This window comes from Kinneretia sp. DJ1R-11 (assembly GCF_025717595.1).
Lineage (GTDB): Bacteria > Pseudomonadota > Gammaproteobacteria > Burkholderiales > Burkholderiaceae_C > Paucibacter_A.
This window is the reverse complement of the sequence record NZ_JAJIRR010000011.1, coordinates 15982-30479: the sequence shown is the minus strand read 5'-3', so window position 1 is coordinate 30479 and position 14498 is coordinate 15982. Positions and strand designations below refer to the sequence as shown.

Sequence of the window (14498 nt, the reverse complement as noted above, 5' to 3'; positions counted from 1 at the left end):
TCCTTTGTTGAATCGGGTGGCAGCCGCCGCCCGGCTCAGTTTCAGAACTTGTAGTTGGCGCCGAACAGATAGGTCTTGCCGTACTTGATCTTGTCCGTGATCTCGCTCGGGCTGGTGTTGTAGCGCTGGAACAGGGCATTGGTCATGTTGTTGCCCTGGGCCAGCAGCGACAGACCCTTGAGCCAGCCGGTCTGGAACTCGTAAGAGACCTGCAGGTCGACGATGGACTCGCCCTTGATGAAGGTCAGCTGACGGTTGTCCTGGAAGTCACTGACTTCACCCAGGAAGTCCGAACGCTTGCGCTGAGCCACAGCGATCTGGAAGCCGTTCTTCTCGTAGTAGAAGCGCAGATTGGTGACCTTCTTGGACAGACCCGGCAGCGGGATCTTGATCGCGCTGACGTTCTCGACGCTGAAGCCGTCGGTGGGCAGCTCCACCGAGCTGCTGGTGCTCGAGTGGTTGATCATCACGCCAAAGCCATCAAGCCAGGACGAAGCCATGGACAGGGGGATGTTGACCGACAGCTCAATGCCCTTGATATTGCCGCCTTGGCCGTTGATCGGCTGGTTGATCAGGCCGACCGTGCTCACGCCCGGGGGCAGCACAACGCCAGAACCGATGTAGGGCTTGAAGTCGAACACGGTGGGCACGCGCAGGATGTAACTGTCCAGCTTCTTGTAAAAGCCGGCGACCGACACGTAACCCTTGTTGCCGAAATACTTCTCGTAGGAGACGTCCAGAGCCTTGGCGCGGAATGGTTCCAGATCAGGGTTGCCGCCCGAGCCGGTCAGCAATTGCTTGCCGCCGCTGCTGTTGATCGAATAGCCCAGGCTGGCACGCATATCACCCATATTGGCGCGCGACAAGACCTTGGCTGCGGCCATGCGCAGGTACTGGTCCGAACCCAGATCGAAAGACACGTTCAGGCTGGGCAGCACGTCAGAGTAAGTGCGACCCTTGCCGACGGTGGCGCCGGGGCAGGTTTCCGGGGTGTTGCCCACGCACTTGGCGCGGTCCACATTGAAGCCGGTCGAGCTCTGGTCGGTGTGCACGTATTGCGCGCCGACATTGCCGCGGTACTTGAAGCCCGCCAGTTCGCCCTCCAGGTCACCCTTGAAGTAGAAGGTGTTGACTTCTTCCTTGACCGTCCAGTCCTTGTTCAGGATGTCGGCATCGACCTTCTGGCCCAGCTCATAAATGCCGCCCAGCGAACCGCGCGGATCCCAAGACACCACTTGCAAGCCGGTGGTGCCAGCCACGCTGGTGGCGCCGCCAGGCACATCGGCCACGCCGTAGGGGTTGCCACCCTTCACGACCAGACGACCTTCTTGCGTGCTGCGCAGCTTGTCGCGCTTGGTGAAGTTGGCACCGAACTCGCCAGCAACCAGGGGACCGAAGGAAAGGTCGGTCTTGGCGGCCAGACGAATGGCGTCCACCTTGTCTTCCACATGCGGCAGAGCCACATAGCCGGCTTGGGGCGAGCTCACGCCACCGCTCCAGCCGTTGACGTCAGTCAACTTGGCCACGGCGCGGTCGGCATAGCTCAGGCCGGTGCTGTACTTGACGTCGGTGAAGTTGCCGCCATCGAAACCGGTCCAGCTGATGCTGCCCAGGTTCTTGTTATCACCAGCCTGGCCGGCCGTGGTTTCATAACGCGAGCTGTCACGGGTGACCTTGGAGCGCGAGATGTCGGCCGTGGCTTGCCAGTCACCGAGCTTGAACTTGTTGTTCCAGCCGAAGGACTGCATCTTGTCAGCGCCACCCTCGACGTGGTTGCGCACCACGCCCTTGTAGTTGCTCAGGGTGCCTGCGGTGACGACGCCATTGGCCAGGGTGTAGTTGGTGATCACGCCTGCCGGGTCATAAGCACCGTTGGTGTCGCCACCAATGGCACCTTCCAAACCGGTCTTCTTCAGGCCAAAGCTGCCCTTGGAGTAGAAGAAGTCCAGAGTCGATTCAAAGTCCTTGTTGGGCTTGAACTGGAACGTGGCCATGGCGCCATCGCGCTTGTTGGTGCTGGTCTCGGTGTCGGCCGTGAAGCCGCCCTGAACCTTGTACTTGGTGCTGTTGCACAAGGCATCCAAAGGCTTGGAGGTGTCCTTGGGATCGCAATTGCCCAGGGTACGCATCGGCGAACCCGCCGCGCCCGAGACCACCCAGTTGTCAGGCGTCCAGCCACCCCAGGAATTGAACTTCTGCTGGTCGGCGCCCTTTTCATCAAAGCGCACAAAGCCCAGGGCCACACCGATGGTGCGGTCAGCGAATTGATCCACATAGGACAGCGAGGTGCGGTCGCCGTCGCCTTCGCCAGCGCCCGAAGCCACGCCGGTGCGCTGCTTGCGGTAGTTGACGGCGACAGTGCGCTTGCCGAAATTCAAGGGACGCACGGTCTGCAGGTCGATGGTCGAAGCCAGGCCTTGACCGACCAGGGCGCCATCGGGGGTCTTGTAGATCACGACCGAGCCGAGCAATTCAGACGGGTACAGATCGAACTCAACGCCGCGGCTGTCGCCGCTGGAGGCTTGCTCGCGGCCATTCAGCAAAGCGCCATTGAAGTCGGGCGACATGCCGCGCACGCTGATGCTGGATGCCTTGCCGGTGGACTTGTTGCGCTGGGCGGTCACGCCGGGCAGACGCGAGATGGATTCGGCCACGCTGGCATCAGGCAGCTTGCCGATGTCTTCAGCCGAGATGGCTTCAACGATGGAGTCGTTGTTCTTCTTGACCGAGATGGCATCTTCGATGCCCTTGCGGATACCGGTCACCTGCACGGTGCCGAGCTGAGCCGGCGTTTGCTGGGCGAAAGCACCCGTGGCCAACATCAACAAGGTGCAGCCAACGGCCACCGGATTGATTTTGAAAATCTCGCGCTGCACTGCCAGGGCCTGCTTGCGCTTCTCTGCGGAAGTACTCATCTTTTGTCTCCTGAATCTCGACTGCTAATCAACGACCGAACCACCGAACCCTTCGCCGCCCCGCCCCGCCGCTTGCGCTTTGGAGGCACCGGGCCTCGAACCTGATGTCTGAGCTAGTTTGTATCAAAACTAGATTTTCAGACCAACAAACGTAAACCCTAGTTTTGCGTCCAAGCAACCATTTTAGACGTCTTTTTCTCGCAAAACCGCGGATTTAGCGTGTTTTCAATACCACTTCAATCCCAGTTGACCGACAACAGCGGTCACTAAAGTCATGGAGGATGTAATTCAACTACATCTAACTACAGAACATCACCGTCTTGCTGCTCCAGCGCCAAGGCCGCCCCACTGAGGGCCGCCAAGGTGTCCGTGATCAGGGCCACCGGGATGTCCTGGAGGTAGGCACGGAAGCGCCCCTTGGCCTCGAAGCGCTCGCGGAACTGCGAGGCAAAGAAGTACTCACCCAAGCGCGGCACGATGCCGCCGCCGATGTAGACCCCGCCGCGCGCACCCAGCGCCAGGGCCACATTGCCGGCAAAGCCGCCCAGCAAGGCACAGAAGCTGGCCAGGCTGCGCTCACACACCGAGTCCGCGCCCGAGAGGCCGCGCTCGACGATTTGCTCCGCCGTCAACACCGGCGCGCCAGCGACCCCAGAAACCACGCACACCGCCTGATGCAAGACCGGCAGGCCGATGCCCGACAGCAGGCGCTCGGCCGACACATGGGCAAACTCGGTCCGCACATGGGCCAGCAGCTCGCTCTCAAAGGCATCGGCCGGCGACAGCGTCATGTGCCCGCCCTCACCCGGCAGAGCCATCCAGCCATGGCGCGAGGGCAAGACGCCCGCGACACCCAGGCCGGTACCCGGTCCAATCACGGCCAACGCACCCTGCCCACCCGGCAAGCCACCCACACCCCCCCACTGGCGCAGCTGGGCTGCACTGAGGCGCGGCAAAGACAGGGCCAGCGCCTCGAAGTCATTGAGCACCAGCAAGCTACTCAAACCCAGCTGCTGCTGCAACTCACTGCGCGAAAAACTCCAATGCGCATTGGTCAACTCCAGACGATCACCGCCGACCGAGGTCGCCAGGGCAAAAGCCAGGCGGCGCGGCGCCTGATAGGCCGAAGTGAGCCGAGCTTGCTGCAACGCCAAGTAGGCCTGCACTGCCGACAGCGGGCTGCCATGCTCACGCACTGGCAAGACCTGCACATCAGCAACCGCCGCACCAGCATGGGCCAGCCAACCAAATCGGGCATTGGTGCCACCCACATCCGCCACCAGGCTCGGGTAGCCGGCCGCCGAAACGCCCTTTTTTTCCGGCGTCACGGCCGGCCGCAGAAGCTCAGGCGCAGCACTCACAGCACGTCACCTTGCCCTGACTTGAACTCAACTCTTGCTCGCCACATCCTCGATCCCCGGTCGATGCAGGCCACTCCGAGAGCCCCTGCATTGCTTTGCTGTTTTTGAGCGCCCGAGCAGACTGCCCGTTGTTCGCACAGACAAAAGGTAGCAAAACTACATTCGTGTGACAAGAGCGACTTCCCGAGCAATTCAGCCACATCGCGCCGAAATTTCGAAAAATACCTCAACTTACCCATGAAAACAGGCCCAAACTACGGCAAAGACCGCAGGCACAAGCTTGTCGTCCCGAAGACATGAAAAGTAGTCAAGCTACAAATTGAGAGACTCGCATGCGCACATCGATGAGTTCGACGCCCGCAAGCGGGGCGCCCAGCGCGCCGGCAGCGCCAGCGGCGCAAGGCAGGGACAGCCCGGCTTACCGAGGCTCGGAGCCGCGCCCGATAATGCAGCGCCACCAGGGCCGCGCGCCTGGCGCGCGCCCGAACGCCGGCATCGCTTGTCTGGCTGCACTTGTTGGATTGATTGCTTGCTTGCTTGTTGGATTGCCTGTCTCCTGAATCACTGCCTGGATGCCCACGCCGATGTCTGCCCTGCCCCCGTTTGAAGCCCCCCGCCTGATTGCTGACATTGGCGGCACCTACGCGCGCTTCGCCCTGGAGACGGCACCCGGCGATTTCAGCCAGATCGCCTCCTTGCGCTGCGCCGAGCACGCCGACTTCCACGCTGCGGTCCGCGCCTATCTGAGCGGCCTGACGGGCACGCCCCATATCGCCCACGCGGCCATCGCCATCGCCAACCCGGTCGAGGGGGACCAGGTTCGCATGACCAACTACCACTGGCAGTTCTCGATCGAAGAGATGCGCCAGCGCCTGGAGTTGGACACCCTGGTGGTGGTCAATGACTTCACCGCCTTGGCCATGGCCTTGCCACGGCTCTCGCCCCTGGATGTGCGCCAGGTCGGCGGTGGCGAGGCGCGCATGCCCAGCGTGATCGGCCTGCTGGGCTCGGGCTCGGGCCTGGGCGTGTCGGGCCTGATCCCGGCCGGAGATGGCTGGATCGCCCTGGGCACCGAAGGCGGCCACACCAATTTCGCGCCGCGCGACGAGCGCGAGATCGCCATCCTGCGCCACGCCTGGAAGCAGTACGACCATGTGTCTTTCGAGCGCCTGCTCTCCGGCCCCGGCCTGGAGCTGATCTACCGCGCCCTGGCCGAGCATGCCGGCCAGGAGGCCGAGGAACTGGACGCGCCCAAGATCACCCAGCGCGCCCTGGACGCCAGCGACGCCCTCTGCGTCGAAACCCTGGAAGTCTTCTGCGGCCTGCTGGGCACGGCCGCCTCCAATCTGGCGGTGACCCTGGGTGCCCTGGGCGGCGTCTACATCGGCGGCGGCATCGTGCCGCGCCTGGGCGATGCTTTTGATCGCTCCAGCTTCCGCGCCCGCTTCGAAGACAAAGGCCGCTTCAGCGACTATGTGGCCGGCATCCCGACCTTCGTCATCACCGCCGAGCACGCCACCTTCAAGGGAGCCTCGGCGATTCTGCAAGCCCAGCTGGCCACGCTGGAAGAAGCGCCCGGCGCCGGCCTGCTGGGCCAGATCCGCCGCGCCCGCCCGGGCTTGTCACCGGCCGAAGCGCGCGTGGCCGACCATGTGCTGGCCCACCCGCGCTCGGCCCTGAACGACCCCATCGTCGAAATCGCCCGCGCCGCCAATGTCAGCCAGCCCACCGTCATCCGCTTCTGCCGCACCCTGGGCTGCGAGGGCCTGTCCGACTTCAAGCTGCGCCTGGCCTCGGGCCTGACCGGCACCGTGCCCGTGACTCACACCCAGGTCAAGGGCGACGACTCCATGCTGGAGCTGGGCGCCAAGGTGCTGGGCAACACGGCCTCGGCCATCCTGCAGGTGCGCAGCCAGCTCAACCGCGACATGATCGACCGTGCGGTCGCCCTGCTGCTCAAGGCCGGGCGCATCGAGTTCTATGCCGTGGGCCATTACGGCGTGGTGGCGCAGGATGCGGAATTCAAATTCCTGCGCTTCGGCATGTCCAGCTGCTCCTACACCGACCCGCGCCTGCAACTGCTGGCCGCCAATGTGCTCAAGCCCGGTGATGTGGCCGTGGTCATCAGCAACAGCGGGCGCCTGCCCGAGCTGCTCGAGGTGGTGGAAAAAGCCAAGGCGCGCGGCGCTTATGTGGTGGCCATCACGGCCGGCCAATCGCCGCTGGCCCGAAAGGCCGATGTCGCCCTGATCATCGACCATGTCGAAGATGTCTCCACCCACCTGCCCATGGTCAGCCGCATCCTGCACCTGCTGGTGATCGACATCCTGGCCGTGGGCGTGGCCATGCAGCGCGACCCGGCCGGCCTGATCGCCACCAGCCCGCAGGACGCGCTGGAAGAATCCGCCGCCGACGATACGAGTCCGACGGCACGCCGCGGCGCCCGCCGCGCCGCGCCGGGTGTCAGCCTGGCCTCGCCCTTGGCGCGCCTGACCTCGCACAGCCGCTGACCTGCACAGCGCCCAGACCTTGGCCTGGCGCGCCGAGGCCTTGACCCATCAGTCGAGCTCTCGCCAACCAACCCCTAAAGAGCCAAGCCCTGCACGGGCCAATACCGAGGGCACCGTACATATTTCGAATTAGACTCCCCGCGATAGAGCCATAAGCCGCCATCAGGGAGTCTTCAATGAGAACAATCAAGGTACGCAGTCGTCAGCAACTGACGAGCCTGGCCATCGCCGGCCTGTTCAGCTGCGGGGCCAGCTTGGTGCTTTCGGCATGTGGGGGCGGCGGCGGCGATCCAGCACCCGCACCCGCACNCCCGCACCCGCACCCGCACCCGCACCCGCACCCGCACCCGCACCCGCTCCAGCTCCAGCTCCAGCTCCAGCTCCAGCTCCAGCGCCAGCGCCAGCGCCAGCCCCTGCGCCCACGCCCGTGCCGGACACCCTGAGCATCAGCACGGCCGCCCAGGTCAGCGACATCGAGCAAACCATCCAGTTCCAATCCTCGCTGGACACAGGGATGAGCGGCCTGAGCTACCTCTGGACCTTTGGTGATGGCAGCAGCAGCACGGAAGCGAAGCCGAGATACAAATATCAACGCGGTGGTAACTTCCAAATTGAGCTGAAGGTCAGCAACGCCGCCGGGGCCAGCCGAAGCGCCTCCATGAGCGCCTCACTGGACAACACCGCTCATTTGCAAGGGCTCAGCTGCAGCGATGGCCCAAGAGCCGGCTGGTGCAAGGTCTATCCCAAGTCGGAACGCTGGCGGCTGCGCGACGTGCGCTTTCTCGATGCCTTGCGCGGCTGGGCGGTGGGAGATCGCGGTCAGATCCTGCGGACACAAGATGGCGGCAACAACTGGACCCAGGTCGGATCGGGAAGCCAGGCACAGCTCACCCAGGTTCTCTTTGAAGACGCGCTCCAAGGCTGGGCGATCGAGTTTCCGTCCTTTGATGTGCTGCGCACCACAGACGGTGGCGCGACCTGGACTCGCCTGCCGCAAACTGGAGGCGACGCGAGCAATACCGCCTCGAAGCTGCGCATCCTGGGCCAGGGCCGCCTTCTCGGCGGACAGTACGGAGACTCCGAGTTTGATCCCTTGCGGGTCAGTGAGGACGGCGGAAAAACTTGGCGCATCCTGCATCGCAACTACAACTTCGCCCAAGACAATGGCCGCCTCTGGCGCGTCGACCAAGGCCAGGTGTCCGTTTCAACGGATCTGGGCATCAGCAGCCTGCCCGTCACGACCTTGCCCAAGTTCGGCCAAGATCAATTGAGCTGGTTGGCGGTCGGTAGCCAGGTGATCACCTTGATTCAAGACCGACAGGTGCCCGATCCCTATTCGACCGGCACCATCACCCGACGCGAGCTCTGGCTGTCAAGCAATGGCGGGCAAACCTGGAAGAAAGCTGAGGGCGCGGGGCGGGAACTCAGCAGCTTCACCCTGTACCAGACCAGTGCCGCGCACCTGTTCGCCTTCACCAAGAAAGACGGCCTGTACCGGAGCAGCGACTTCGGCGAGCTTTTTGTGCGCCAGTTCTATGACGTGAGCCGTGGCAATCCCGTGGTTCTCGGCGCCGGTAGCCTGATCACGCCCGATGGCACCGGGCTCAAGATCACCCTGAACAACGGCGACAGCTGGAGTGAAGTGCGCTCGCCCATCGCCAACCAGGCTGCCCTGCCCGTGCCAGCGAACGAAAACGCCATGCCCAGCTTCCAGTTGCTGGACGGCAAGACCCTGATCAGCTGGAACTGGAGCGACAAGGGCACGACCAGCGATGCCACCTACGTTTCCAAGGACTTGGGGCAGAGCTGGACGCGCATCGCCGGCAAGACCAGCGCTGAAGTCGAAGAGTCTCAGGCGGTTCTCAGCGAGGTGCTGCCACTGTCGTCGCGTTCCGTGCTGGTGGTGACCCAGAATGGCGCGGTGCGCCTGAGTCAGGACGCCGGCGCCAATTGGAAAACCACCTTCCAGGGCGAACGCGCCAAGGTGATGGCAAACCACGGACAGTCCATCTGGTTGAGCCGCGTGACGCCCGGCACCGACAAAAGGGAGACTTGGCGGAGTCAAGATGGTGGACAAACTTGGCAGGATCTGCGGACAGAGGCTGGCTACAACACTCAGATGCTGACAGAGAAGCTGGGCTGGCGTAGCCTCCCCGGTTTAGTCTTGCAAAACACGCAAGACGGTGGCTTGACTTGGCAGGACGTTTGCAAGCCCGCAGATTGCAGCAAATTTTCTCTTTCTTCGGGAAGCCCGATCGTCTTCAGAGATGCCCAAGAAGCCATGACGGTATCGTACGAAGGCAGCTCTTACAGTGGCGACGGCGGGAAGACTTGGAGCCACAGTGCCTACAGCACACCGCCAGTTTTGGGCTTTCTTGGTGACAAGCAAGTGGCCTGGGCCGGCAGCACAGCCTGGGCGAGCTTGACAGGCTGCTACAAAAGCGGCCACTTCATCTGCCAGAACGCGGTGATTCGCTCGGCTGACGCAGGCAAAACTTGGGCCCAGGCAGGCCTGCAGCTGGATGAGGACAGCGACTTCATCCATACCATGCAATTCTTCGATGCCCGGCAAGGCTGGATCCATTTGCCGGTGCGCGGCCAACTCGCTTTCACCGAAGATGCAGGGCAGACTTGGCAGCTCCGAGGCACGCCATTCAAGAACAAGCTCGTCGCATTCAAATTTTTGGACCCCAGGACCGGATGGTTGCTGGGCCCAGAAGGCGATCTCTATGCCACCGGCACCGCTGGAAGCCTGGCCAGCGCAGCCACACCGACAGCCAGTCAAGCCGCCCAGCGCTACAAAGCCAAAAAGCCGAGCCACTAGATCATCGTGGAAGCGCAAACGGGGCCGGACGAGGCGGAACAGGGCCGGTCCCGCCCCGGATCAGGGCGGCAAGCGCCCCGTTGATTCGGCTGGATCAAACCCTGGGAAAAGGAGCATGCTCCGGGTTCGGGCCCCTGCTTAGGATGGGGTCGTTCCTTAGACCGGAGAGCGCTGATATGCCCAATCTCATTGCCGACAAACTGGAGTTGAACGGCTTGCTGGACCGCCAGGCCCTGCAAGGTCATTTGGATCAGGCGGCCGCGGCCGCGCGCGCCGCGGGCGAGCCGCTGGCGGTGCTGACCATGGACCTCGACCATTTCAAGGTCTATCTGGAAGACCAGGGCCAGCCCCAGGCGCAAGCCGTGCTGCTGCGCGTGGCCGGCCTGCTGAAGGCGCAGCAACCCAGCGGCGCCAGCCTGGTGCACCTGGGTGGAGATGAATTTGTGATGCTGCTGCCAGCCACCGACCTGCCGGCGGCCACGGAAAAGGCCGAGGCCTTGCGCAGCGCCGTGCAGGCCGAGTTCGCCGGCCTGGCCGGGCCAGCGCCGCTGACGATTTCCCTGGGAGCCGCCGCCAGCCCGGCCGGCTCGGACTGGAGCGCGCACAGCCTGCTGTCACTGGCCGACGCCCGCCTGACCTTTGGCAAGAAGCGCTTGCAGCCCCATCACAACCGTGTCTGGGCCGGCGCCCTGCCCTCGGACTGGTACCCGCGCTTCGAGATCAAGCCCGAGCAGTGGCCCAGCCTGGACCTGCAACCCGCTTGATGCGCGTGAAGAACAAAAACAGGCCGGTCAGCCGGCCTGTGTTTCATCGTCGCTAGGGTTTGGTCCGATCAGGCCGACTTGCGGCGGCGCAACCAAGCACCCATCAGGCCCAGGCCGCCCAGCAACATGGCGTAGCTGCTCGGCTCCGGCACCGGGTTGGCCAGCTGGATCTTCAGGAACTCGGTGTTGTCCGAGCCCAGATCACGGCCGCCCGTGCCGGGGTAGTTGTTGTCATTGGCGATCAGCAAGGTGTTGGCATCCAGCACCAGCACGCTTTCGATGGTGACAAAGGGGAAGGTGAAGGTATTGGAACCATCACCGTTCAAGTCGTTCGGGTCGGCGATGTTCATCAGATCGACCAGCTCGGTCTTGCTGACATAACCCTGGGCATCGACGCGATTCAGGTCGATGCGGAAGACCTTCTTGAAGGGTGTGCCGCCGCCAGTGGCGGTGGCGTTGTTGCGCTCGATGATGATGAACTCATGGTCATTCAGGGCCGTCATGTCGCCGATATTGGTGCCGGCGGCATCGAGCTTGTAGAGCCAGCGCTGGCCGGTGTAGGCCTCCTGGTCAACACTGAAGGCGTTGATGCGCAGGCTGTTGGGGGCGTCGCCGCTGACCGTGCCTTCGAGCAAGGTATAGAGCGTGTCGCCAGCCGGATTGATGGCCATGCCCTCGAAGCCGCGCGAGGCGCCCAACGTGGCCACGCCACCGTTCAGGTACGGGTTCTGCGGCGACATCACGCCACCCATGCCGACCTCGGCGCGCAGCACCTTGCCCGTGGCATCGGCCTTGAGCAGGAAGGGGCCGAACTCCTCACCGAACCACAGGTTGCCGTTCTTGTCCTTGCGCACCGACTCGATGTCGAAATCGGCGCCGGTCAGCAGGCGGCCCGAACGGATGCTGGCATCGACCAGGGGGTTGGTGGCGTTGTTGTAGTAGTTGGTGTAGTCGGCCTGGATCTTGAAACCGAGCTTGCGGTCCGGGTCGGCCAGGGTGATGCGGCTGTCGGCATTGAAGGCCGTCAGGCTGGCGCCGGTCTGGTAGTTCGCGGCCGACACAGTGCCGCTGCCGCCCAGGGCGGTCTTGAAGTCCGGCGTGACGGCGTACATGCGCAGCAAGGTGTCGCCGGAATTGCCTTGGGTGCCGAAGCCGTTGTCCGGCATGAAGAGGTAGCTGCCGGCAGTCGGGCCGTTCAGCACGGCCGAGAAGCCTTGCACCGGCTGCTTGTTCAACAATGGCAAGGGGTTGCCACCGGCGCCCGAGGCGAATTGGCCCGAGGTCGGGCCGTCCGCGAAGGTGTTGGCCGGCATCTTGGCCCAGCCGACCAGGGTGTTCAGCTGCGCAGCAGCGGGCAGGGACAAGGCAACACAGCCCAAAGCGGCCAGCAGGCGCAGCGCCGGTGTTTTTGATTTCATGACGAAGACTCCTCACACGCAGGGACATCCTGCGAATGCGGCACATTCTTCAAGCGAGGGGTGACGCGACCATGAAGCGCACATGGAGCAAACGGCCCATGGCGCGGCCGGGCCATCCTGGACGACTCTCAGCGCCCTAGCGCCCTACTTCACCTCACGCGCCAGCTTGAGCATCTGAGAGCTCAGGCTCAGGCCGCGGCGCTTGGCCTCGCTGTGGTTGATGCGAAAGGCCAGGCCGTTGGGCTCCACCATCAGGGCGATGCTGACCCCGGCGCGAAAGGCCTCGGCGCTGTCACCCACGATCAGCACCGGCTCGGCACCCAAGGCCTGCTGCCAACGCAGCAGTTCGCTGCGCTCACTCATGCCCAGCACCAGAACCTGGCATCCTTGCGCCTGGGCCGGCTCACTGACCGAACGAACCCGCACAACACTGACCAGATGGGGCTTTTGTGCCAGCGAGGCCATGGCCTCGCGCAGCACCGGGCTGCCCACCACACAGTAGCTGAATTCCGTCGCTGCCTGGCCCGGCCACTGAGTGAACTGGGCAAAGCGGTAGATGAAGGCGGCCTTCAGCTGAGCATCGTCCAGCCCCAGGCCGGCGCGTGCAGGCAACAGCGCCAGCAGCGAGAGCAGCAGCGCAGTCATCAGGCCCAAAGGCTGCTGCCAGCGCATGATAGTCAGCGCCGAAACGCTCATGGATCCATGCTCCAGGTCCAGCTCAGCTGCAACACCCGACCGGCTTGCGGCAAGGGATAGCTCTGCACCGAAGGCTGGTCAAAGTAGCGGGTCTTGCCCACGTTGTAGAGCCCCAGGCTCAGCTCGTGACCCGCCACAGGCCGCCAGAGCAGGTTCAGATTGTTGAGCACATAACCAGGCAGGTCCTCGCCATCGGTGCTGCGCCGACTGACGCCTTGCAGCTGCCAACCCAGTTGCAAGCGGTCCCCCATCAGCGGCTGGCTGTAGTGCAGCTTGACCAGGGCATGCGGCGAGTTGCTCAAGCCCTTGCCCTGGGCATCACGGGTGCGTTGCAGCGAGAGCGAAGCACGCAGCTGCGCACCCTGGTCCCAGCGGCGCTCCAGACCGAGCTCCAGACCCTCATTGCTCAATTTGGGGCTGTTGATGAAATAGGGTTGGGGCGAATCGTCGAGGCTGATCAGGTTCTTCAGCCGTGACACATAGGCCGAGGCCCGCAGTTGCAGCTGTGGGCTCAGCGCCTGATCCCAGGCCGCCTCCAGCGTGCGCACGCGCTCCGGCTCGGGCGTAGGCAGGGAACGCGGCTCGTTGACTTGAAACTCAAACAAATTGGCGGCGCGGAACGCACTGCCGTAGAGCAGCTTGAAGGTGGCGTCTGAGCGGACATTCCAGACCCAGGCCAGACGCGGGTTCCAGCTGCTGCCGCCGATCTGGGCACGATCCTGGCGCAGGCCGAGAATCAGACGGTGGCTGTCATTGAGGCGCCAATCGTCCTGGATGAACAAGCCATTGCGGCGGTTGTCGCCGGTGAAGACAAACAAATCGCCATAGGTGTCCGCGCTGGTGGACACGCGCTGGACCAGATCGCGTTGGTACTCCAGACCCACCATGAGCTTGTGCCCAGCCCAGGCCTGGCTGCTCAGGCGCAGGTCGCCGTTGACCCAACGGCCCAAGCTGCGCTGGTTGTAGTTCAGGATGGTTTCAGAGTCGTTGAGAAAGGGCTCATGCTTCTGATAGTCGACCCGCTTGCTGGACAGATGCAAGGCCAAATCCCAGTTTTCGCCCAGGCTGCGCTCGTAGTCCAGAGACAGGAAGTTGTTGACGCCGCGGCTCTGGTACTGACCCAACTGCCAGGTGTCGTCGGTCAAGAAATAGGGCAGGCCATCTCGCACATCGCTGAAGCCGGCACGCAGACTCAAACCCTCGCCGCTGAGGCCGCCGATCAGGCGCTTTTCCCGGCTCCATTTGAGCTCGCGCAGGGCCGCCTCATGCTCGGGGGGGGCTTCGTTCATCAAAGGCCGATAGACATGGCGCATCTGGCTGCCGGACAGCCAGCCCTCCCAGCCCGACTCGCCGCGCCAACCCCAGCTGGCACGGGCGCGCTGCTGGCCTTCCGAATTGAGACTGGCGCGCACTTGGCCGCCGCGCAGTTTATCGACCCGCTTGGTGATGACGTTGACCACGCCCAGAAATGCATTGTTGCCATAGACCGCCGAACCCGGCCCGGGCGCGTACTCGACCCGGTCGATCAGGTCGACATCGGCAAAGAAGTCGCCATCGATCAGGGCCGCGTCGTAAATGTTCTCGTTGACCCGCATGCCGTCCAGCAGCACGAGCAGGCGGCTGTTGAAGTCGGCCGGCCGGCCCAGGCCGCGGGCGCCGATATAGCTGAAGATACCGTCAAAGCTGATGTGCACGCCGGGCATGGCGCGCAGGATGTCGGCCAGGCTGCGCATGCCGTAGCGCTGGATTTCGGCCGCCGTGACCACATAGGTGACGGCCGGCGCCTGGGCCGCACTTTGGGCAAAGCGCGAGGCGGCGGACACCTCGACCTCACGCGGCACCTCGCGCAGCTCCTGGCGCAGCAGCTCCTCCAGGTCAGGTTCAGCGGCGGCCGAAGCGGCGACAGCCGGGGCAATTGGAGGCACATGCTGAGCCTGGGCCACGCTCATCTGCAAGCCTGCGGCCATGAACAATCCAGCCGGCAAACAGGCTTCAAGCGCGCCAGAAAGA

The 14498-nt window shown here is 63.7% G+C and carries 8 protein-coding genes; 3 read left to right on the top strand and 5 right to left on the bottom strand.

The annotated features are described in order from the left end of the window. Positions 1 to 41: 41 nt before the first annotated feature. Positions 42 to 2915 (bottom strand): TonB-dependent receptor, encoded by a 2874-nt coding sequence (locus LNV23_RS17305; RefSeq protein ID WP_263564130.1) that lies wholly within the window; start codon positions 2913 to 2915, stop codon positions 42 to 44. A gap of 302 nt (positions 2916 to 3217) precedes the next feature. Then, a complete protein-coding gene (gene glk, locus LNV23_RS17300) occupies positions 3218 to 4243 on the bottom strand; it encodes a glucokinase (RefSeq protein WP_263564129.1) in 1026 nt (341 codons plus the stop codon). Positions 4244 to 4860: 617 nt separating this feature from the next. Between glk and LNV23_RS17295 the strand changes: the two genes are divergently transcribed. From LNV23_RS17295 to LNV23_RS17285, 3 genes are all read left to right on the top strand, one after another. Further along, the gene (locus LNV23_RS17295) at positions 4861 to 6786 is read left to right on the top strand and encodes a glucokinase (RefSeq protein WP_263564128.1); all 1926 of its coding nucleotides are present in this window, start codon (positions 4861 to 4863) and stop codon (positions 6784 to 6786) included. A gap of 427 nt (positions 6787 to 7213) precedes the next feature. Further along, positions 7214 to 9610 carry a YCF48-related protein gene (locus tag LNV23_RS17290; protein ID WP_263564127.1) on the top strand — a complete coding sequence of 799 codons (2397 nt, stop codon included), beginning with the start codon at positions 7214 to 7216 and terminating at the stop codon, positions 9608 to 9610. A 176-nt stretch (positions 9611 to 9786) separates the two neighbouring features. Further along, on the top strand, positions 9787 to 10374 hold the full coding sequence (locus LNV23_RS17285) for a GGDEF domain-containing protein (RefSeq protein ID WP_263564126.1): 588 nt from the start codon (positions 9787 to 9789) through the stop codon (positions 10372 to 10374). A gap of 68 nt (positions 10375 to 10442) precedes the next feature. Here the strand turns inward: LNV23_RS17285 and LNV23_RS17280 are convergent, their stop codons facing one another. The 3 genes from LNV23_RS17280 to LNV23_RS17270 form a co-directional block, all read right to left on the bottom strand. Beyond that, positions 10443 to 11792, bottom strand: coding sequence for an esterase-like activity of phytase family protein (locus LNV23_RS17280; RefSeq protein WP_263564125.1), 1350 nt, complete (start codon positions 11790 to 11792; stop codon positions 10443 to 10445). Positions 11793 to 11936: 144 nt separating this feature from the next. After that, positions 11937 to 12488 carry a YfiR family protein gene (locus LNV23_RS17275; RefSeq protein ID WP_263564124.1) on the bottom strand — a complete coding sequence of 184 codons (552 nt, stop codon included), beginning with the start codon at positions 12486 to 12488 and terminating at the stop codon, positions 11937 to 11939. Then, complete coding sequence (locus tag LNV23_RS17270; RefSeq protein ID WP_263564123.1) at positions 12485 to 14455, bottom strand: TonB-dependent receptor plug domain-containing protein; 1971 nt, start codon at positions 14453 to 14455, stop codon at positions 12485 to 12487. Before LNV23_RS17270 ends, LNV23_RS17275 begins: the two co-directional genes overlap by 4 nt. Between the last annotated feature and the right edge of the window lie 43 nt (positions 14456 to 14498).